At 39.0% G+C, this 20178-nt stretch carries 34 protein-coding genes; 1 reads left to right on the top strand and 33 read right to left on the bottom strand.

Annotated features, from left to right (window positions below; translation table 11 throughout):
• Positions 1-13: 13 nt before the first annotated feature.
• From argB to rplC, 32 genes are all read right to left on the bottom strand, one after another.
• Positions 14-811, bottom strand: a complete 798-nt coding sequence (gene argB / locus B3E00_RS11520; protein WP_293884702.1) for an acetylglutamate kinase — start codon at positions 809-811, stop codon at positions 14-16.
• Positions 812-862: 51 nt separating this feature from the next.
• Positions 863-1825 carry an acetylornithine carbamoyltransferase gene (locus B3E00_RS11515; protein WP_293884703.1) on the bottom strand — a complete coding sequence of 321 codons (963 nt, stop codon included), beginning with the start codon at positions 1823-1825 and terminating at the stop codon, positions 863-865.
• 132 nt (positions 1826-1957) lie between these two features.
• The gene (locus B3E00_RS11510) at positions 1958-3103 is read right to left on the bottom strand and encodes an aspartate aminotransferase family protein (protein WP_293887612.1); all 1146 of its coding nucleotides are present in this window, start codon (positions 3101-3103) and stop codon (positions 1958-1960) included.
• 157 nt (positions 3104-3260) lie between these two features.
• A complete protein-coding gene (rplQ, locus tag B3E00_RS11505; protein ID WP_209577717.1) occupies positions 3261-3764 on the bottom strand; it encodes a 50S ribosomal protein L17 in 504 nt (167 codons plus the stop codon).
• A 130-nt stretch (positions 3765-3894) separates the two neighbouring features.
• On the bottom strand, positions 3895-4887 hold the full coding sequence (locus tag B3E00_RS11500) for a DNA-directed RNA polymerase subunit alpha (RefSeq protein WP_046674887.1): 993 nt from the start codon (positions 4885-4887) through the stop codon (positions 3895-3897).
• A 95-nt stretch (positions 4888-4982) separates the two neighbouring features.
• Positions 4983-5591: a 30S ribosomal protein S4 gene (gene rpsD / locus B3E00_RS11495; protein WP_293881583.1), complete on the bottom strand. Its 609-nt coding sequence runs from the start codon at positions 5589-5591 to the stop codon at positions 4983-4985.
• Positions 5592-5651: 60 nt separating this feature from the next.
• Entirely contained in the window at positions 5652-6041 is a 390-nt protein-coding gene (gene rpsK, locus B3E00_RS11490) for a 30S ribosomal protein S11 (RefSeq protein WP_046674885.1), read from the bottom strand.
• A gap of 10 nt (positions 6042-6051) precedes the next feature.
• Positions 6052-6429, bottom strand: coding sequence for a 30S ribosomal protein S13 (gene rpsM, locus B3E00_RS11485; RefSeq protein ID WP_209577713.1), 378 nt, complete (start codon positions 6427-6429; stop codon positions 6052-6054).
• 30 nt (positions 6430-6459) lie between these two features.
• Complete coding sequence (gene ykgO, locus B3E00_RS11480; RefSeq protein ID WP_013665024.1) at positions 6460-6576, bottom strand: type B 50S ribosomal protein L36; 117 nt, start codon at positions 6574-6576, stop codon at positions 6460-6462.
• Positions 6577-6621: 45 nt separating this feature from the next.
• On the bottom strand, positions 6622-6840 hold the full coding sequence (gene infA, locus B3E00_RS11475; RefSeq protein WP_002997456.1) for a translation initiation factor IF-1: 219 nt from the start codon (positions 6838-6840) through the stop codon (positions 6622-6624).
• A gap of 73 nt (positions 6841-6913) precedes the next feature.
• Positions 6914-7696 (bottom strand): type I methionyl aminopeptidase, encoded by a 783-nt coding sequence (map, locus tag B3E00_RS11470; RefSeq protein WP_209577710.1) that lies wholly within the window; start codon positions 7694-7696, stop codon positions 6914-6916.
• Between the two features lie 9 nt (positions 7697-7705).
• Positions 7706-9043: a preprotein translocase subunit SecY gene (gene secY / locus B3E00_RS11465; RefSeq protein WP_209577708.1), complete on the bottom strand. Its 1338-nt coding sequence runs from the start codon at positions 9041-9043 to the stop codon at positions 7706-7708.
• 3 nt (positions 9044-9046) lie between these two features.
• Positions 9047-9493, bottom strand: a complete 447-nt coding sequence (gene rplO / locus B3E00_RS11460) for a 50S ribosomal protein L15 (RefSeq protein WP_046674881.1) — start codon at positions 9491-9493, stop codon at positions 9047-9049.
• Between the two features lie 119 nt (positions 9494-9612).
• Positions 9613-9792, bottom strand: a complete 180-nt coding sequence (gene rpmD / locus B3E00_RS11455; protein WP_046674880.1) for a 50S ribosomal protein L30 — start codon at positions 9790-9792, stop codon at positions 9613-9615.
• A gap of 5 nt (positions 9793-9797) precedes the next feature.
• Positions 9798-10301 (bottom strand): 30S ribosomal protein S5, encoded by a 504-nt coding sequence (rpsE, locus tag B3E00_RS11450; protein WP_307188052.1) that lies wholly within the window; start codon positions 10299-10301, stop codon positions 9798-9800.
• Positions 10302-10328: 27 nt separating this feature from the next.
• Positions 10329-10691 carry a 50S ribosomal protein L18 gene (gene rplR, locus B3E00_RS11445; RefSeq protein WP_370877906.1) on the bottom strand — a complete coding sequence of 121 codons (363 nt, stop codon included), beginning with the start codon at positions 10689-10691 and terminating at the stop codon, positions 10329-10331.
• Positions 10688-11242: a 50S ribosomal protein L6 gene (gene rplF, locus B3E00_RS11440; protein ID WP_209577702.1), complete on the bottom strand. Its 555-nt coding sequence runs from the start codon at positions 11240-11242 to the stop codon at positions 10688-10690. The genes rplR and rplF overlap by 4 nt, the downstream gene beginning before the upstream one ends.
• 21 nt (positions 11243-11263) lie before the next feature.
• A complete protein-coding gene (gene rpsH, locus B3E00_RS11435) occupies positions 11264-11665 on the bottom strand; it encodes a 30S ribosomal protein S8 (RefSeq protein WP_223584601.1) in 402 nt (133 codons plus the stop codon).
• 136 nt (positions 11666-11801) lie between these two features.
• Entirely contained in the window at positions 11802-12071 is a 270-nt protein-coding gene (rpsN, locus tag B3E00_RS11430; protein ID WP_209577701.1) for a 30S ribosomal protein S14, read from the bottom strand.
• Positions 12064-12633: a 50S ribosomal protein L5 gene (rplE, locus tag B3E00_RS11425; protein ID WP_046674875.1), complete on the bottom strand. Its 570-nt coding sequence runs from the start codon at positions 12631-12633 to the stop codon at positions 12064-12066. The genes rpsN and rplE overlap by 8 nt, the downstream gene beginning before the upstream one ends.
• Positions 12633-12977 carry a 50S ribosomal protein L24 gene (rplX, locus tag B3E00_RS11420; protein ID WP_070570406.1) on the bottom strand — a complete coding sequence of 115 codons (345 nt, stop codon included), beginning with the start codon at positions 12975-12977 and terminating at the stop codon, positions 12633-12635. The genes rplE and rplX overlap by 1 nt, the downstream gene beginning before the upstream one ends.
• A 2-nt stretch (positions 12978-12979) precedes the next feature.
• Positions 12980-13348, bottom strand: coding sequence for a 50S ribosomal protein L14 (rplN, locus tag B3E00_RS11415; RefSeq protein ID WP_046674873.1), 369 nt, complete (start codon positions 13346-13348; stop codon positions 12980-12982).
• Between the two features lies 1 nt (position 13349).
• Positions 13350-13604: a 30S ribosomal protein S17 gene (gene rpsQ / locus B3E00_RS11410; protein WP_046674872.1), complete on the bottom strand. Its 255-nt coding sequence runs from the start codon at positions 13602-13604 to the stop codon at positions 13350-13352.
• Between the two features lie 13 nt (positions 13605-13617).
• Positions 13618-13836, bottom strand: a complete 219-nt coding sequence (gene rpmC, locus B3E00_RS11405) for a 50S ribosomal protein L29 (RefSeq protein WP_153844935.1) — start codon at positions 13834-13836, stop codon at positions 13618-13620.
• Between the two features lie 91 nt (positions 13837-13927).
• A complete protein-coding gene (gene rplP / locus B3E00_RS11400) occupies positions 13928-14350 on the bottom strand; it encodes a 50S ribosomal protein L16 (protein ID WP_046674870.1) in 423 nt (140 codons plus the stop codon).
• 61 nt (positions 14351-14411) lie between these two features.
• Positions 14412-15206 carry a 30S ribosomal protein S3 gene (gene rpsC, locus B3E00_RS11395; RefSeq protein ID WP_046674869.1) on the bottom strand — a complete coding sequence of 265 codons (795 nt, stop codon included), beginning with the start codon at positions 15204-15206 and terminating at the stop codon, positions 14412-14414.
• Between the two features lie 11 nt (positions 15207-15217).
• Positions 15218-15652 carry a 50S ribosomal protein L22 gene (gene rplV, locus B3E00_RS11390; RefSeq protein ID WP_070570408.1) on the bottom strand — a complete coding sequence of 145 codons (435 nt, stop codon included), beginning with the start codon at positions 15650-15652 and terminating at the stop codon, positions 15218-15220.
• A gap of 6 nt (positions 15653-15658) precedes the next feature.
• Positions 15659-15925 (bottom strand): 30S ribosomal protein S19, encoded by a 267-nt coding sequence (rpsS, locus tag B3E00_RS11385; protein ID WP_002997495.1) that lies wholly within the window; start codon positions 15923-15925, stop codon positions 15659-15661.
• Entirely contained in the window at positions 15925-16752 is an 828-nt protein-coding gene (gene rplB / locus B3E00_RS11380; RefSeq protein WP_046674867.1) for a 50S ribosomal protein L2, read from the bottom strand. The genes rpsS and rplB overlap by 1 nt, the downstream gene beginning before the upstream one ends.
• Positions 16753-16758: 6 nt before the next feature.
• Positions 16759-17049 carry a 50S ribosomal protein L23 gene (rplW, locus tag B3E00_RS11375; protein ID WP_046674866.1) on the bottom strand — a complete coding sequence of 97 codons (291 nt, stop codon included), beginning with the start codon at positions 17047-17049 and terminating at the stop codon, positions 16759-16761.
• 1 nt (position 17050) lies between these two features.
• Positions 17051-17680 carry a 50S ribosomal protein L4 gene (gene rplD / locus B3E00_RS11370; protein WP_209577699.1) on the bottom strand — a complete coding sequence of 210 codons (630 nt, stop codon included), beginning with the start codon at positions 17678-17680 and terminating at the stop codon, positions 17051-17053.
• Positions 17681-17685: 5 nt separating this feature from the next.
• Entirely contained in the window at positions 17686-18303 is a 618-nt protein-coding gene (rplC, locus tag B3E00_RS11365) for a 50S ribosomal protein L3 (protein ID WP_046674864.1), read from the bottom strand.
• A 335-nt stretch (positions 18304-18638) separates the two neighbouring features.
• On the opposite strand from rplC, the gene B3E00_RS11360 reads away from it, so the two are divergent.
• Positions 18639-19109, top strand: coding sequence for a DinB family protein (locus tag B3E00_RS11360; protein ID WP_209577697.1), 471 nt, complete (start codon positions 18639-18641; stop codon positions 19107-19109).
• Between the two features lie 50 nt (positions 19110-19159).
• On the opposite strand, the gene B3E00_RS11355 is transcribed toward B3E00_RS11360, so the two are convergent.
• The gene (locus tag B3E00_RS11355) at positions 19160-20170 is read right to left on the bottom strand and encodes a helix-turn-helix transcriptional regulator (RefSeq protein WP_293938478.1); all 1011 of its coding nucleotides are present in this window, start codon (positions 20168-20170) and stop codon (positions 19160-19162) included.
• Positions 20171-20178 lie beyond the last annotated feature (8 nt).

The following is a 20178-nucleotide window of genomic DNA, read 5'->3' as shown; positions in this document are numbered from 1 at the left end:
TTAGGTTAGATTTTTATTTTAATGTCAAACAGGTACCAAACTGCCCTTGCTGGAATAAATGCAAATTATTAGCATTTCCAATATAGACCTCTTGAACACCTTTATTTATAGCATTGAATGCATTTTGCAGCTTAGGAATCATTCCTTCATGAACGACACCGGATTCCTTCAGCTGTTCAAACTCTTCAGACTTGATGGTTGGGATGACAGAATTCTCATCTGTTACATCACGTAAAACACCATTCTTCTCAAAACAGTAAACCAGAGACGTTTCATACAACGAAGCCAAAGACACCGCCAATGAGGAGGCGATGGTATCCGCGTTGGTATTAAGCAATTGACCAAGGCCATTGTGAGTAATCGCTGAAAATACAGGAACAAACCCGGCTTCTAGAAATTTCTTAATCGCAAGGGTGTTCACAGAGTCATGGAGCAAATCACCCACAAAACCGTAATCGACATCCTTAACGGGACGCTTTATAGCTTTTATAACATCACCATCCGCTCCTGTTAATCCAACAGCATCACATTTCAGATTTTGTAGTTTGGCAACGATAGTCTTGTTTGTCAATCCAGCATATACCATCGTTACCACACGTAACATTTCCTCATTTGTGACACGACGTCCCTCAATCATTTGGGCTTGAATCCCCAATTCATTGGCTAAACGAGTCGCAATTTTACCCCCGCCGTGGACAAGAATTTTCTTTCCTGACAATGCGGAAAACTTTTCTAAAAAAGAATCCAATTGGTGCTCATCATCAATAATATTGCCACCAATTTTAATTATATTTAATACACTATTAGCCATTACGCAACTTTTCCCAATAAAAATAGTTTTTCAATAATCAATAGGACTGGATTATACCAAATCCTCTAACATACGTTTCAAAACAACCTGAGCAGCCCATACACGGTTGCTAGCCTCCTTAATCACAAGTGAATTTGGCCCATCCAAAATCTCAGATGATAACTCCAGATCTCTTCTTACAGGCAGACAATGCATGACTTTAGCGTCATTCGTCAAACTTAGCTTCTTATTATCCATCATCCAATTATCTTCCACACCATATACCTCACCATATTCCTGATAAGAAGACCAATTTTTTACATAAACAAAATCAGCATTATTTAAACTTTCCTCGAGATTATTTGATATTGTTGCACCAGCAGTAAACTCTTCACTTAACTCGTATCCCATAGGCTGAGCTATCGTGAAATCGACCAATCCTTCCTCTTGTGCTTTACACATCCACTCTGCAAAAGAATTGGGTACTGCTTGAGGTAAAGCCTTAACGTGGGGAGCCCAAGCTAATACTACCTTTGGTTTTTCAACTTTCTTGTACTCCGTGATGGTAATCATATCCGTCAAACTCTGTAACGGATGACGTGTTGCGCTCTCTAAGGAAACAACAGGAACGCCACAGTACTTCATGAATTTGTTAAAGAGGTCTTCGCTATAATCTTCTTCCCGATCTTTCAGTTTTGGAAACGACCGTAGTCCCAAGATATCACAATATTCACCCATTACAGCTGCGGCCTCACGAATATGTTCAACAGTTGTCCCGTTCATCACAACACCATCCTGTGTCTCAAGAGCCCAGCCGTCTTTATCCATATTCATGACCATGACATTCATCCCCAAATTCATCGCCGCTTTTTGTGTGCTTAAACGCGTACGCAAACTCGGATTCAAAAAAACAAGTCCTAACGTCTTATGCTGACCAAGTTCCTGATTATCATAGGGTGCAGCCTTCAAAACCAACGCTTCTTGAACAACGTCAGCTATACTAGGTACATCCTTAACAGAGAAAAATCTTTTCATCTATATTTATTTATTCGAGTGCACTTCAACGGACAATATTTAGACACGTCACACTCAGTATATATTTAAACTAATACAACACAATAAAATCTGCTCAGGCTAAACCATCATGGATTAAACCCAGCGACAGTCTTATGCAACCGTTACTGCACTGATCTGCTTCTTCAATGCTACTAAAAATTGATCAGCATGCTCCTTCGTAATATTCAAAGCAGGCAGCAAGCGAATGACAAAAGGCTTAGCTTCTCCAGTAAATATACGATTCTTTAACAAGAGATCTTTCTTTACATGAGCCAAAGATTCCGGCAATTCTATACCAATCATTAAACCTCGACCTCTTACTTCTATAATCTCCTCAATCTGTTTAAGTTCATCAATAAGATATTGTCCCACCTGAGCAGCATTTTCCATAAGCTTCTCTTGTTGGATAACCTCCAATACAGCCAATGCAGCTGCGCAGGCCATATGATTTCCTCCAAATGTCGTTCCTAAGCTGCCATAACTAGCCTCAAATTTCGGTGAAATACTAATTGCGCCAATAGGGAAACCATTTCCCATACCCTTTGCCATGGTATAAATATCTGCATCAACTCCGGAGTAGTCTTGCGCATAAAACAAGCCAGTTCTTCCATACCCACATTGTACTTCGTCGGCAATAAACACAGCCTTATATTGGTTACAAAGAGATCGGATCAAGCGAAGAAAGGAGACTGAGGCTTCTCTGATCCCTCCTACCCCTTGAATACTTTCAATAATCACAGACGAAATTTCATTGCCATATGATTCGAAGGCGGCCTTTAAAGCTTCTTCATCATTAAAAGGAAGGAATACAACATGGTCTGTCTCATTAACGGGCGCCACGATACTTGGATTGTCTGTTGCTGCCACTGCAAGTGATGTTCTGCCATGAAAAGCTTTTGAAAACGCTATAACCTTTTTCCGTTTGTTATAAAAAGAAGCTAGCTTAAGCGCATTTTCGTTTGCTTCCGCGCCCGAATTACAAAGGAATACATCATAATCAACCTTACCGGAAACCTCCCCTAGTAATCGGGCAAGTTCACGCTGAATTGGAATTTCAACAGAATTTGAATAGAAGCCAATACGGTTCAATTGTTCTGTGATACGTTGTACATAATGTGGGTGCGTGTGTCCGATCGATATCACCGCATGGCCACCATACAAGTCCAAGTAAGCATTTCCTTCGGCATCCCACACCGTCGATCCATTAGCCTTTACAATGTTAATGGGATTAATGGGATAAACATTAAATGGTTTCATCTTAATGAATTATAGATTGATAAACGAAATAGCTAGTAATAGAAAAAGCTATCAGATTTTAGCAATACAAATATATTAGTTATAACGGTAGGAATGGTTATAAAATAAAAAAAGTCCCCTTAAAAAGAGGACTTTTTTATGCTATATCAGAAGAAGACTATTCTCCGTCAACTTTTTCTTCACCTTCTACTTCAGCTTTAACTTCTGCAGGAGCTTCAGTTTCGGCAGCAGCAGCTTTCTTAGCACCACCACGACGGCGAGTAGCTTTTTTCTCAGAAGCAGCAGCCTTTTTACCGTAGATTTCGTTGTAATCAACTAACTCGATGAAAGCCATTTCTGCATTATCACCTAAACGGTTTTCCATTTTGATGATACGTGTATAACCACCTGGACGATTAGCAACTTTTTCAGATACTTCGCGGAATAAGATAGAAACTGCATCTTTATCTTTCAAGTAAGCGAATACTGTACGACGAGAGTGAGTCGTATCATTTTTAGATTTAGTAATCAAAGGCTCAACATACGTACGCAACGCTTTTGCTTTAGCCAAAGTAGTTGTAATACGTTTGTGTTTGATCAATGACGTTGCCATGTTAGCCAACATTGCTTTTCTATGGCTATCCGTACGGCCTAAGTGATTTACTTTTTTTCCGTGTCTCATTTTGGATTTTATTATACTACATATACCGTTCTTGCATTCCCTAATCTACTACACATTCAATGGTTTATATTCCATCAAATTGAGCCATTAGCACAAGAGGAATTATATATAGTGGTCGCTTATTAAATAATTATTCTTCGTCTAATTTGTATTTTGCCAAGTTCATTCCGAATGACAAACCTTTCGATTTCACCAACTCTTGAATTTCACTTAACGATTTTTTACCGAAGTTCCTGAATTTCAACATATCAGCTACGTCGTAAGTAACCAACTCAGCTAATGTGCGAATATCAGCAGCTTTCAAGCAGTTCAATGCACGCACAGAGAGATCAAGATCTACTAACTCTGTTTTCAAGATCTTACGCATGTGTAAGATTTCTTCATCAACAACTTTCGTTTCTTCTTTAGTTTGAGATTCAAGAAGCATATTCTCATCAGAGAACAAGATAAAATGTTGAATTAAGATTTTAGCAGCTTCTTTCAGCGCCTCTTCAGGGTGAATTGAGCCATCAGTAGAGATATCCAACAATAATTTCTCGTAGTCAGTTTTTTGCTCTACACGGTAATTCTCAATGGTATATTTAACATTCTTGATCGGAGTAAAGATCGAATCGATTGCGATAACACCTACTGGCGCATCAACGACTTTATTCTCATCAGCATTTACGTATCCACGACCTTTGGCAATACTCAATTCCAATTCAATTGTCACTGAATTATCCATGTTACAGATTACCATGTCAGGGTTTAAGACCGTAAAGTTATTAGAGAACTTGGTGATATCACCAGCTAAGAACTGTTCTTGACCATTGATTACTACAAATACCTTTTCGTTGTCGCCAATCTCACCTGTTTTTTTGAAACGGATTTGTTTCAAGTTCAAGATAATTTCAGTTACGTCTTCAACAACACCTTTTATCGTTGAAAATTCGTGCGAAACGCCAGAAAACCTTATCGACGTAATTGCATATCCTTCTAAAGAGGACAATAGAATACGGCGCAAAGCATTACCAATGGTTACACCAAAACCAGGCTCCAATGGACGAAATTCAAACGTACCATCAAAATCCGTAGATTTTTGCATGATAACTTTATCCGGTCTTTGAAATGCTAAAATTGCCATTTATTTTCTTTTAATTTTTTATTTGTAATAATAATAGTAATACAATAGAAGATGCATACCCCAAAATTGGACTATGCATTCTTCTATTTTATTTATTATTTAGAGTATAACTCAACGATTAAGTTCTCTTTAATGTTTTCAGGAATATCAGCTCTTTCTGGATAGCTTAAGAAAGTACCTTTCAATTCCTTCGCATTCCACTCTAACCAAGAAAATTTATTTACAGTACGACCTGCAACTGAATTTGTAATGGCCTCAAGCGTTTGAGAACGTTCACGAACTGCTACAACGTCACCAGGACGTAAGCTATATGATGGAATGTTAACAACTTCGCCGTTAACAGTAACATGTTTATGGGATACCAACTGACGAGCAGCGGCACGAGAAGTAGCAATACCTAAACGGTAAACTACGTTGTCCAAGCGAGCTTCTAGTAATTTCAAGAAGATCTCACCTGTAATACCTTGTTTAGAGGAAGCTTTAGCAAATAAGTTTGCGAATTGACGCTCTAATACACCATAAGTGTATTTTGCCTTTTGTTTTTCTAACAACTGAATAGCATATTCAGATTGTTTACCTCTGCGTTTAGAAGCTCCATGTTGTCCAGGAGGGTAATTTTTCTTTTCTAACGCTTTATCTGGGCCGAAGATCGGCTCTCTAAATTTACGGGCAATTTTGGACTTAGGTCCTGTATATCTAGCCATTTTTTTTTACAATTAAAGTATCTATCAGCCTATAGCCAATGAATCTTATCTTTAAATTAATTAAACTCTTCTACGTTTTGGAGGACGACAACCGTTGTGAGGAAGTGGAGTGATATCTTTAATAGTAGTCACATCAATTCCCACAGTTTGTAATGTTCTGATTGCAGATTCGCGACCAGCACCAGGACCTTTTACAAACACTTCAACTTTACGTAGACCCAAGTCGTGTGCAACTTTTCCACAGTCTTGTGCAGCTTGACCAGCAGCATATGGCGTGTTCTTTTTAGAACCACGGAAACCCATTTTACCAGCACTAGACCAAGAAATAGTTTGACCTTGATTATTCGTCAAAGTTACAATGATATTATTAAACGTTGCGTTAATGTGAGCCTGACCTACAGGTTCGATAACAACGATACGCTTTTTTGCAGCTTTTTTAGTTTTAGCCATTTCTTATTTATTATTTAGTAGCTTTTTTCTTGTTTGCAACTGTCTTACGTTTACCTTTACGAGTACGTGAGTTGTTTTTAGTACGTTGACCACGAACTGGTAAATGTTTACGGTGACGCAATCCGCGGTAACAACCGATATCCATTAAACGTTTGATGTTTAATTGAACTTCGGAACGCAATGCTCCTTCAACTTTCAGTTCGTCGTTAATGATAGTACGAATTGCTGCCAATTGGTCATCATTCCATTCTTGTACCTTCACATCTTCGCTGATACCAGCCTTTTCCAAGATATATTCAGCTCTTGTACGACCGATACCAAAAATATAGGTAAGGCCGATCACACCTCTTTTGTTTTTAGGTAAATCAATACCTGCTATCCTTGCCATATAATATTAAGCTATTATTTTTTTAATGAATTAACCCTGACGTTGTTTAAACTTAGGATTCTTTTTGTTGATTACAAAAACTTTACCTTTGCGACGGATGATCTTACAGTCCGCGCTACGTTTTTTTATTGATGCTCTTACTTTCATGATATTTATTTTTTCAAAAGCTTGTGCTAATACAAGGGCTTACTGCTATTTGTAGCGATAAGTAATCCTTCCTTTAGTCAAATCATACGGAGACATTTCCAATTTAACTTTATCACCAGGTAAAATTTTGATATAGTGCATACGCATTTTACCAGAAATATGGGCAATGATTTCATGTCCATTTTCCAACTCTACCCTAAACATAGCATTAGAAAGTGCCTCTCTAATTATACCGTCTTGTTCTATTGAGGCTTGTTTAGCCATATATTCTCGATTAAATTTAATTTAAAAGCCTGCGAACAGGAGTGCAAAGATAAATAAAATAATTGAAAACCAATTACTTTTTACCCAAAACTTTCTCAACATGTTCGAATGTCAGCAACACATCGGGTTCTCCTTTTCGGATTGCAACCATTTGTTCAAAGTGCGCTGATAATTTTCCATCCACTGTACTTACTGTCCAACCATCGTCCCAAAAACGAACCCCAGCACGCCCTGCGTTGATCATCGGTTCGATACAAATGACCAAACCTTCTTCCAGTTTTGGGCCAGCACCTCGTTTCCCATAATTAGGAACCTCAGGTTTTTCGTGTAAGTGGTAACCTACACCATGTCCTACCAGTTCCCGAACAATTCCGAATCCGAATTTGCTCACATATTCCTGGACAGCCGAAGAAATATCTCCAACACGCTTACCAGCAACAGCCTGCTCAACACCTTTGTACAATGATTCCTTTGTTACATCCAACAACAATTGTGCTTCCTCAGATATTTCACCTACACCAAAGGTATAAGCAGAGTCACTGATAAAACCGTTCAAATTAACACCTCCATCGACTGAAACAAGATCTCCGTCTTTAATTTCGTAATCGCTGGGAAAACCGTGTACAATTTGATCGTTGACAGATATACACAAAGAATATGGAAATCCCTGATAATTTAAGAACGCTGGCGTCCCTCCATTATCATGAATATACTCATAAGCTAATTTATCAAGAGATATAGTCTTTACCCCGGGCTTAATCACTTTTGCGATTTCACCAAGCAATTGCGAAAGAACATCTGCTGACTTTCGCAATTGCTCTATATCTTCTGCTGACTTATAAAATACTTTAGACATCTAAAGAAATTAAATTGCCGAATGATCCATTCCCTCAACAGACGCAGCCGAACGGCCTTTAATACGACCTGTTTTCATTAATCCATCGTAATGACGCATCAACAAATGAGATTCAATCTGTTGCAAAGTATCCAACACCACACCTACTAAAATCAATAAAGACGTACCTCCATAGAAGTGCGCAAATTGATTATTAATACCAAACAAACTTGCAATAGCAGGAAGAATAGCAATGATCGCTAAGAAAATCGCGCCAGGAAATGTAATATTTGATATTACGCGGTCTATAAAATTACTCGTCTCTAATCCCGGTTTAATACCCGGAACAAAACCTCCGTTCTTCTTCATGTCGTCCGACATCTGTTGAGGATTCACCATGATTGCTGTATAGAAAAACGTAAATGCGATAATTAACACCGCAAATGTTACGTTATACGCTACAGAAGTATAGTTACTCAACGAAGTCAAAAACTCCGATTGAAGATTTGGGAAGAACTGCCCCAAACTCATCGGCACAAACATAATTGCCTGCGCAAAAATGATAGGCATTACACCTGCAGCATTTACCTTTAAAGGAATATACTGACGCACCCCACCGACTTGCTTGTTTCCAACAATTTTCTTCGCATATTGCACAGGGATTTTACGAACCCCCTGTACGATCAAGATCGTAAAGATCACAACAAAGAACAAAGCCACAAATTCGAGCAACAATGGAATTGGACCACCACCACCTTTCGCCATTCTCGAAACCCATTCCGCAGTGATACCACTTGGCAATTGAGCGATAATACCAGTCATGATGATCAAAGAAATACCATTACCGATACCTTTATCTGTAATTTTTTCCCCTAACCACATCACAAATAAAGTACCGCCTGTCAAAACTACTGCAGTAAGAATAGTGAACAATGGATCTGCAATTGTCTTAGCACTTGGCTCGATCTGAGTACGCACATAGGCAAAAGCTTGAAGCAAAGTAATCCCTAAAGTTAAATAGCGAGTAATTTGGTTCATTTTTTGACGACCACTTTCCCCTTCTTTCTGCATCTTTTGGAAATAAGGAACCGCGATGCCCAGCAATTGAACAACAATGGATGCCGAAATATATGGCATTACCCCTAAAGCAAAGATAGCTGAACGGGAGAATGAACCACCCGCAAACATATCCAGTAAGCCCAATAAACCCTCTTTCTGACCAGAAGCCAGCGCATGAGGATTTACACCTGGTAATACCACGTGACATCCAATACGGTAAATCAAAAGAAAAAGTAAGGTATTTAGAATACGCGTACGTAAATCATCGATTTTCCAAATATTGGTTAAGGTTGTGATTAGTTTCTTCATTTATTAAATTTTAACGATAGAACCGCCTGCAGCTTCAATAGCTTTTTGAGCAGAAGCAGTAAACGCGTGCGCTGTTACTTCAACTTTAGCTTTCAACTCACCGCGACCCAAGATTTTAACTTTGTCATTTTTAGACACTAAACCATGAGCTTTCAATGCGTCGAAATCTACAGCTGTCAAATTGTATTTCTCGATCAACGCTTGTAAAGTATCTAAGTTTACACCATTATACTCAACACGGTTGATGTTTTTGAAACCAAATTTAGGCACACGGCGTTGCAAAGGCATTTGACCACCTTCGAAACCGATTTTCGTAGAGTGACCTGAACGAGAACCAGCACCTTTGTGACCACGTGTTGAAGTACCACCACGACCAGAACCAGTACCACGGCCAATACGTTTGCTACTTTTTACTGCACCTTTTGCAGGTTTTAAATTACTTAAGTTCATTTTTAAACTAAATTGTGCTAGCCCTTCGCTCTCACTAAACAGGTACTAGCGATTAAAAAATAATGATTATTAATAACAAGTAATGGAAGAAGTCAAAAGACCTCTTCCATATGCTAATATTAAATAGTTTCGATAGCTACTAAATGGTTTACTTTACGTACCATTCCAATAATTGATGGAGTAGCTTCAACTTCTACTGAGTGGTTGATTCTTTTCAAACCTAATGCCTCAATAGTTTTCTTTTGGCGCTCGCTTCTGTCGATAACGCTCTTTATCTGGGTGATTTTGATTTTTGCCATGATAATTAACCGTTAAATACTTTGTTCAAATCGACACCGCGGTGTTGTGCTACTGTATATGCATCACGCATATCTGATAAAGCTGCTACAGTTGCTTTTACCACGTTGTGCGGGTTAGAAGAACCTAATGATTTAGCCAATACATCTTTGATACCAGCAGACTCCAATACTGCACGCATTGCACCACCAGCCAAAACTCCTGTACCACCTACTGCTGGTTTAATCAAAACTGAACCACCAGAATATTTACCATATTGTGCGTGAGGAACAGTACCTTTGATAATAGGAACTTTTACCAAGTTTTTCTTTGCGTCATCGATACCTTTAGTGATTGCTTCAGTTACTTCTTTAGCTTTACCTAAACCATAACCAACAATACCGTTTTCATCACCTACTACAACAATTGCAGAGAAGCTGAAAGTACGACCACCTTTAGTAACTTTTGCTACACGTTGGATACTTACTAAGCGATCTTTTAATTCAATTTCGCTTGATTTTACTCTTTTTATATTGCTTAATGCCATTTTTTTCTATGATTAAAAGTCTAAACCGCCTTCGCGAGCACCTTCAGCCAAAGATTTGATACGGCCATGGTATAAGTACCCATTACGGTCAAAAACTACTTTATTAATACCTGCTGCTACTGCTTTTTCAGCAACCAATTTACCGACAGCTTTAGATTGTTCCACTTTGTTACCTGATGCAGCAAATTCTTTTGATAAGCTAGATGCAGCAACTAATGTTTTACCTGCATTGTCATCGATGATTTGCGCATAGATACCTTTGTTACTTCTAAAAACCGATAAACGTGGACGTTCAGACGTTCCAGCAAGGTTTTTTCTGATTCCTTTTTTGATTCTCTCTCTACGAGATGCTTTTTGTCCTGCCATGATTATTATTTTTTAGCTGATTTACCTGCTTTTCTTCTCAATACTTCACCTGCAAACTTAACACCTTTTCCTTTGTAAGGTTCTGGTTTACGGAAGCCACGGATTTTAGCCGCTACTTGTCCGATCAATTGTTTATCGGCACACTCTAAAGTGATTGTAGGGTTTTTACCTTTTTCAGCAGTAGTTAATACTTTAACTTCGTTTGGCAATACAAAAACAATCTGGTGAGAGAAACCTAAAGTTAACTCTAATACGTTACCAGTACTTGAAGCACGGTAACCTACACCGACTAACTCTTGCGTAGTTTTGTAACCTTCAGTCACACCGTGAACCATGTTAGCCAACAGGGAGCGGTATAGACCGTGTAATGCTTTGTGTTTCTTTTGATCAGTTGGACGTGTTACAACGATATTGCCTTCTTCTTGAGCAATCGTGATGTCACGGTCAACTTGTTGTGTTAATTCGCCTTTAGGACCTTTTACTGAAACTAAGTTTTTGTCCGAAATAGTAACAGTTACCCCAGCAGGGATAGCGATAGGCGCTTTTCCAATTCTTGACATTTCTTTGTGCTTTTACCTAGATTAATAAACGTAACATAAAACTTCACCACCAACATTTTGAAGTCTAGCTTCTTTATCTGTCATTACACCTTTAGATGTTGACAAGATAGCAATACCTAAACCATTCAAAACACGGGGCATAGTATCAACGCTTGCATACTTTCTTAAACCAGGTTTACTCACACGTGTCAACGTACGAATAGCCGGAATTTTGCTAATTGGGTTATATTTCAATGCGATTTTGATCGTACCCTGTACGCCATTCTCATCAAATTTGTAATTAGCAATGTAACCTTTATCAAAAAGAACTTTAGTGATTTCTTTTTTTAGGTTCGATGCAGGAATTTCAACAACCCTGTGGTTGGCCTTGATGGCATTCCTTACTCGTGTAAGGTAATCCGCAATTGGATCTGTAGTCATTATATATGAAAATTTGTGACAGCGGTTTCCCTCCCAACCGTTGGTATGGGACCTTCTATCTGTTAAACGATTTTAAAATGCAAAAAACCCGGCAATCCTAAGTTGAATTGCCCGGGCAAAATTAAGTATTTTTTTTTAATTACCAAGAAGCTTTTTTCACCCCTGGGATTTTGCCATCTAAAGCCATCTCACGGAATGTTACACGAGAGATACCGAATTGACGCATATATCCTTTAGGACGGCCAGTCAATTTACAACGATTGTGTAAACGTACTGGAGAAGCATTTTTAGGCAATTTATCTAATGCAGCGTAATCGCCAGCAGCTTTTAATTCTGCACGTTTTGCTGCATATTTAGCTACCAATTTAGCGCGTTTTACTTCGCGTGCTTTTAATCCTTCTTTAGCCATTGTTATTAGTATTTTGATTTTTAAATGGTAAACCGAATTGTTTCAACAATTCTAAAGCCTCGACATCATTTTGAGCAGAAGTCACGAAAGTGATATCCATACCTTGGATCTTGTTGATTTTGTCAATGTTGATCTCAGGGAAAATGATCTGTTCAGTGATACCTAAGTTGTAGTTACCACGTCCGTCAAAGCCTTTATCGTTAATACCGCGGAAGTCACGAATACGTGGAAGCGATACGGCTACCAAACGATCCAAGAACTCAAACATATTGTTGTCACGCAAAGTAACACGTGCCCCTACAGGCATACCTTTACGTAATTTAAAGTTCGAGATATCTTTTTTCGATTTTGTAGCGACAGCTTGTTGACCTGTAATTAAAGTCAACTCAGCGATAGCGTTATCGATTAATTTTTTGTCAGCTGTTGCAGCTCCTACGCCTTGTGAAACAACGATTTTCTCAAGTTTAGGAACCTGCATAATACTTTTATACTGAAATTTTTCTTGAAGTGCTTTACGGATTTCCTCCGCATATTTCACTTTTAATCTTGGTACGTAAGTCATTATTTAATTTCCTCCCCTGATTTTTTAGCGTAACGAACTAATTTACCATCTGCGTTTAACTTACGACCTACACGTGTAGTTGCACCCGTTTTAGGATCGATAACAGCTAAATTAGAGATGTGAATACCAGCTTCCTTCTCAATGATACCACCATTAGGATTAGCTGCACTTGGTTTAGTGTGTTTTTTCACGATGTTAGCGCCCTCAACGATAGCTCTATTTTTATCCACTAAAACAGTTAATACTTTTCCTTGAACACCTTTAGAGTTACCAGCGATAACTTTCACTAAATCACCTTTTTTAATTTTGATTTTGTGCGTAGTTGTTTTTGTTTTCTGTGCCATAATTATAAAACCTCCGGTGCTAATGATACAATTTTCATGAACTGTTTCTCACGCAACTCTCTAGCCACAGGGCCAAAGATACGTGTACCACGTGGTTCATCATTATTATTTAATAATACAGCGGCGTTGTCATCGAAACGGATATATGAACCATCTTTACGACGGATTTCCTTTTTCGTTCTAACGACTACTGCTTTAGAAACGGAACCTTTTTTCACGTTTCCTGAAGGCATAGCGCTTTTCACCGATACAACAATCTTATCTCCGATTGATGCATAACGCTTGCGCGTACCGCCCAATACACGGATTACTAAAACTTGTTTAGCACCGCTATTGTCAGCTACATTAAGTCTTGATTCTTGTTGTACCATGTTATTTAGCTCTTTCTATAATTTCAACTAATCTCCAGTTTTTTGTTTTACTCAGCGGACGAGTTTCCATAATTAATACCGTATCGCCGATACCGCAGGTATTAGTTTCGTCATGAGCTTTAAATTTAGTAGTTTTTTTAACGAACTTACCATAGATCGGGTGTTTCACTTTACGCTCCACTGATACCACGATAGATTTGTCCATCTTGTTGCTAACTACTAAGCCGATTCTTGTTTTTCTTAAATTTCTTTCCATTTCGACTTTAAATTTATGCCTCAGAGGCTGTTTCATTTTTAGCTGCAGCTTTGCGTGCACTGATCTCTGTACTGATACGAGCGATAGTTCTGCGTGCTGCTTTGATCACGTTAGGGTTCTCAATAGCTGAAACAGCATGTGCAAATTTCAATTTTGTAAGGGCTGTTTTCTCTTCTACAAGACGAGCTTTTAAGTCCTCATTAGATAATTCTAAAATTTCTGAATTTTTCATGTTTTTTCAGTTGTTATTTGGGTTATCATCGGTTTATATATAGCGTTAGGGGTAACGGCCCTAACGCTTAAATGATGACATTACCAAGATTTTATGCTTCAACGTAGTCTCTACGAATCACAAACTTAGTTTGAACCGGAAGTTTTTGAGCGGCAAGGCGTAAAGCTTCTTTGGCAATTTCCAAAGGCACACCTTCTGCTTCAAATAACATACGGCCTGGGCGTACTACTGCTACCCAGTATTCTGGAGCACCCTTACCTTTACCCATACGTACCTCTGCAGGTTTTTTCGTAACCGGTTTGTCAGGGAAAATACGAATCCAAACTTGACCTTCACGTTTCATATAACGTGTAACCGCAATACGAGCTGCCTCGATTTGACGACTAGTGATCCATGCTTGCTCCATTGTTTTGATACCGAAAGAACCGAAAGCTAACTCCGCTCCACGAGAAGCGTTACCTTTCATGCGGCCTTTCTGCATCTTTCTGAACTTCGTTCTTTTTGGCTGTAACATGTTCGTATACTTTTTAAATCTGCTTCTTCAGCAGGTTTTTGTTGTAATCTAAATAAAACTATTAATCTTTTTTCGGACCACGGTTGCTTCCACCACGGTTGTTTCCACCACGGTTATTTCCACCGCGACCACCTTTGTTATTGCGGTTGTCACGACGTTCGCCACCACCTTCGTGGTTGCCACGTGATTTTACACCAGATGCTTGACCAATGTTTGGAGATAAGTCACGTTTACCGTAAACCTCACCTTTACAGATCCAAACTTTGATACCAATTTTACCGTATGTAGTCAATGCTTCAGCTAAAGCGTAGTCGATATCAGCACGCAATGTGTGCAAAGGAGTTCTTCCTTCTTTGTATTGTTCAGTACGCGCCATTTCAGCACCGCCTAAACGACCAGAACACATGATTTTGATACCTTCTGCACCCATACGCATGGTAGAAGCGATTGAAGTTTTCATTGCACGACGGAATGAAATACGTGCCTCTAATTGTTTAGCGACACCTTCTGCTACTAACTTAGCATCTAACTCAGGGCGTTTGATCTCGAAAATGTTGATTTGAACATCCTTTTTAGTCAGTTTCTTCAACTCTTCTTTGATCTTGTCAACTTCTTGACCACCTTTTCCGATAACGATACCTGGACGAGCAGTGTGAATTGTAACAGTGATACGTTTTAACGTTCTTTCGATAACAACTTTAGCTACACCACCTTTTGCGATACGAACAGAAAGATATTTTCTGATTTTTTCGTCTTCAACTAATTTATCGGAATAGTTTTTACCTCCGAACCAGTTAGAATCCCAACCTTTGATGATTCCTAATCTGCTACCTATTGGATTTGCTTTTTGTCCCATTTCTCAATAAATTAGTTTTGTTCAACGTTTAATTTGCTATCAACTACCAACGTAACGTGATTTGAACGTTTACGAACTCTGTATCCGCGACCTTGAGGAGCCGGACGTAATCTTTTCAATTGACGACCACCACCTACTGATACTTCTTTTACAATTAGTTCGCTTTCTTCCACTGATTTACCTTCGTTTTTGGCTTCCCAGTTTTTGATTGCAGATAATAATAATTTTTCTACACGAGCAGCAGCTTCTTTACTTGAGTGTTTTAAAATGTATAATGCATTTTCAACACGTTGACCACGAATTAAATCTACCACTAAGCGCATCTTACGAGGCGAAGTCGGGCAGTTCAATAATTTGGCATCCGAAGCTCCTCCTTTTTGAGCTTTCTCTTGCTCTTTGCGTTGTCTAATTAAGACAGACTTTTTAAGTTTTTTTGTTGCTTCCATTACCTATTATTTTTTCTTTTCTGCGTGGCCTCTGAATGTACGCGTAGGAGCGAATTCACCAAGCTTGTGACCTACCATATTCTCTGTTACATAAACAGGGATAAATTTATTCCCGTTGTGCACTGCGAAGGTATGGCCAACAAAATCAGGGGAAATCATTGATCTACGAGACCATGTTTTGATAACTGACTTTTTGTTAGTTTCATTCATAGAAAGAACTTTTCTCTCTAAGTTGTGATCGATATAAGGACCTTTTTTAATTGAACGAGCCATTATTTTTTCCTTCTCTCAATGATGTAACGATTCGATGTTTTCTTCTTGTAACGTGTTTTGAAGCCTTTAGCTAATACACCTGTACGTGAGCGTGGGTGACCTCCTGAAGTACGGCCTTCACCACCACCCATAGGGTGATCTACTGGGTTCATCGCAACACCACGAACTCTTGGACGACGACCTAACCAACGTTTGCGACCTGCTTTACCTAACACTTGGTTAGATCTTTCATGGTTCGATACTGAACCAATCGTAGCAACACAAGTCAATAAGATCATACGTGTTTCGCTCGAAGGCAATTTGATGATGGCATATTTACCATCACGAGCAGACAATTGAGCATAAGTACCAGCCGAACGAGCAATTGAACCACCTTGACCAGGATTTAATTCAATGTTGTGGATGATAGAACCCAATGGAATGTTTGCTAATGGTAATGTATTACCAACTTCTGGGGCAACTTTATCACCTGCTATTACAGTTTGACCAACTACTAAACCAGCTGGAGCAAGAATGTAACGTTTTTCACCATCTGCATAATGCAACAATGCAATACGAGCCGTACGATTTGGATCGTACTCAATAGTAGCTACTTTTGCAGGGATATCTTTTTTATCGCGTTTGAAATCAATTAATCGGTATACTTTTTTATGTCCCCCACCGAGATAACGCATAGTCATTTTACCGGAGTTATTACGACCGCCTGATTTCTTGTTGATTTTAACTACTAACGATTTTTCAGGAACGTTTGTAGTAACATCAGAGTAGTCTGCGCCTACTCTAAAACGAGTACCAGGGGTTACCGGTTTGAATCTTTTAACTGCCATTTTTTATTATATAGTACTGTAAAAGTCAATAGTTTCGCCGTCTTTAATAGTAATGACAGCCTTTTTATACTTAGGAGCTCTACCAGATACGAAACCTGCTTTTGTGTAACGGCTTTTTGCTTTACCAGCTACTACTGCAGTGTTTACAGCAAGAACTGTAACACCAAACATAGCCTCAACAGCTGCTTTGATCTGGATTTTGTTTGCTCTGTGATCTACTTTGAAAGCGTAACGGTTTAATTTTTCCGTTAACAAAGAAGCTTTCTCAGTCAAGATAGGTTTTTTAATAATTTCCATATTACTTAGCTAATGCTTCCTCCAAAGATTTAACAGAATCTGTTGTCAACAATAATTTTGTTGCGTTCAATACATCATATGTATTTAAATCAGATGCAACAATAACTTTTGCTTTTTTCAAGTTTCTGCTTGATTTATAAACAATTTCATCGTAAGCTGGCAATACCAACAATGTTTTCTCATCAGCTACATTCAACGCATCGATTAAAGCAACATAGTTTTTAGTTTTGATAGCATCGAATTTCACTTCGTCCAATACCACAATGTTATTATCTTTTGCTTTGTAAGACAACGCTGATTTACGTGCTACTTGTTTCAATTTCTTGTTCAATTTGAACGAGTAGTCACGAGGTTGAGGACCGAATACACGACCACCACCATTAAACAATGGAGATTTGATAGAACCCGCACGAGCACCACCAGTACCTTTTTGTTTGTGTAATTTACGAGTAGAACCCGCGATTTCGTTACGTTGTTTAGATTTGTGAGTTCCTTGGCGTTGGTTCGCTAAGTATTGTTTCACATCCAAATAGATCGCATGATCGTTAGGCTCTAACCCAAATACCGACTCAGGAAGTTGCACCTTGGCACCTGTTTCTTTACCTGATAAATTTAAAACTTTAACTTCCATCTCTACTATTTGTCTACGATTACATAAGAACCTTTAGCTCCTGGAATGGAACCACTAACAACGATAAGGTTTTGCTCAGCGTAAACTTTCAACACCTGTAAGTTTTGAACTTTAACTCTGTCACCACCTGTACGACCTGCCATGCGCATACCTTTGAATACGCGTGAAGGCCATGATGAAGCACCTAATGAACCTGGAGCACGTAATCTGTTGTGCTGACCGTGAGTCGCACCACCTACACCACCAAATCCATGACGTTTCATTACACCTTGGAAACCTTTACCTTTTGAAGTACCGACTACATCTACGTACTCGCCTTCTTCAAAAAGAGTAACGTCAACTACGTCACCAAGTTGTTTTGCATCTGGGAAAGTTTTAAACTCTACCAACTTACGCTTAGGCGTTGTATTTGCTTTCGCAAAGTGCCCTTTCAAAGGAGCTGTCGTGTTTTTCTCCTTAGCTTCGTCGAAACCAAGTTGAATTGCCGAGTAGCCATCCTTTTCTTCCGTACGTATCTGCGTAACCACGCACGGCCCGGCCTGAATCACTGTACAAGGAATATTTTTCCCATCAGCGTTAAACAGGCTCGTCATTCCTACTTTTTTTCCAATAATACCTGACATGTTGTAAATTAATTAATTAAAAGTCCTTCGAAGCAGTAGGGCTTCGCTCAAGACATACTTTCCCCTTTAAGGGATTGCAAAGTTACAAACATTTTTATAACTGTCAAATAATTAATGAATTATTTTTTTTATTTTATCCTGTAGCAGGAAAACTGCCTTAACCCCTCCTGCCCCCCTTCGCCTATCAACAAGAATCACAAGGTTCGAAGAAAAAGAAATAAAAAAAATGAGTTTCAAAATTTATACTGCCATACAGTTGTCATTGGGCCACCTAAATTTGTGGCATATTACAACGCAAGAGGCGATGTAAATTTTTAAATTTTAAATACGAAAAAATGAGTACAGCGATCATTTCGAAACAAGAATTACTTGAACACTGGTTGGGCCATAGAAAACTGACCCGCCAAACTATTGAAAAATTTCCCGAAGAAGAATTGTTCAATTATAAAGTAGAAGGCATGCGAACTTTTGCGGATATGCTGAAAGAATTATTGGCAATTGCCGTTCCCGGCCTACAGGAGATCGTAGATAACAAAAGTGGTGAGCTAAACGAAAATTTCAGCTATTCAACAAAAGCCCAGCTTTTACAAGCGTGGGACGAGGCAACTCCAATACTCATCGATCTATTTAACAAGATCTCGGAAGAACGCTTTGCTGAGGAATTCAATTTGTTTGGACAGTACAAATCGCCGGTCGTCCACAGCATTCTTTATTTTATAGATAATGAAATCCATCACCGCGGGCAGGGATTTGTCTACCTGCGCTTGCTCGGCATTCAACCACCGTTTTTTTGGGAAAGGGGATAATTTCGGGCATACCCCGATCAGAATACTTGCCTGGATTCAACAGGGAGAACCTAGCAAGTATTCTTTCCCACTTCAATACAGCTGAAGCCTGCCTGCACCTTGTCATGATTAAGCTGTTCTAAAGCTGATGACAGCAATCGTTTTACCACTCCTTTCAACGACTCGGGCTCGATAATATTTCCTTTGTCAGCAAACATCAAATACCAACGTGCAAATCCATTTTCCATATTTACACATTCGAAATGCATTTCAACATAATCTTCCGCAATCACTTCCTGCTGAAAGCCGAAATAATGACGGTCCCATTCCATATACCTTGCCATTTCCTTATCCACCCGTACCACGACTTTAGTAGTCGGATCTTCATGTCGTTTGTTGAGAAAGAAAGATAGCTCAGGATGTTCTTTTCCAAAATCATCTGTAAGTATTCGGATATTATTTATACGGTCCAATCGAAATTGCCTATAATCCTTTCGTAGTTTACAGAATGCGAGGATATACCAGAATTTACTTTCAACAAAGATACCAACAGCTTCAATTTCCCTTTTCTCAGGATTTTTGTCCGATGGTTTGGTATAATAAATCTCTACGCACTTTTTTGCAGCGATACTTTCGATCAATATGTTGGTGCCATGCGTTAGCTTTTCGTTGAACTGATGTCGCCCACCCCGAACCAGAAATTTATCTCCGACTAGGGCAACTTGCTCTTTTTCGTTGCCTCTCAGTATCGCCTTCATTTTAAGCAATGCTGTGGCAAAATGATTGGCAAGATTCCGATCCGTATATTTTTCAACCAGTTTCTCTGCTGCGACAAAACTTAATGCTTCTTCTTTTGTAAATTGCAAGGGTGGCATTTTATACCCCTCCACTAAAGAGTATCCGCTTCCGGCTTCGCCATAGATTGGAACTCCAGCCTGCATCAAAGAGCGGATATCACGGTAAATCGTACGCTGGCTCACTTCAAAGCGTTCTGCCAAAGCCCCCGCTGTCACAACAGGTTTGGCCTGTATATGCATATAAATAGCGAGTATACGATCAAATCTTTTCTGGATATCCGTCATTGGGATAA

Source organism: Sphingobacterium sp. UBA5996 (genome assembly GCF_002429765.1).
Classification (GTDB): Bacteria; Bacteroidota; Bacteroidia; order Sphingobacteriales; family Sphingobacteriaceae; genus Sphingobacterium.
This window is presented reverse-complemented; position numbering and strand designations above follow the sequence as displayed.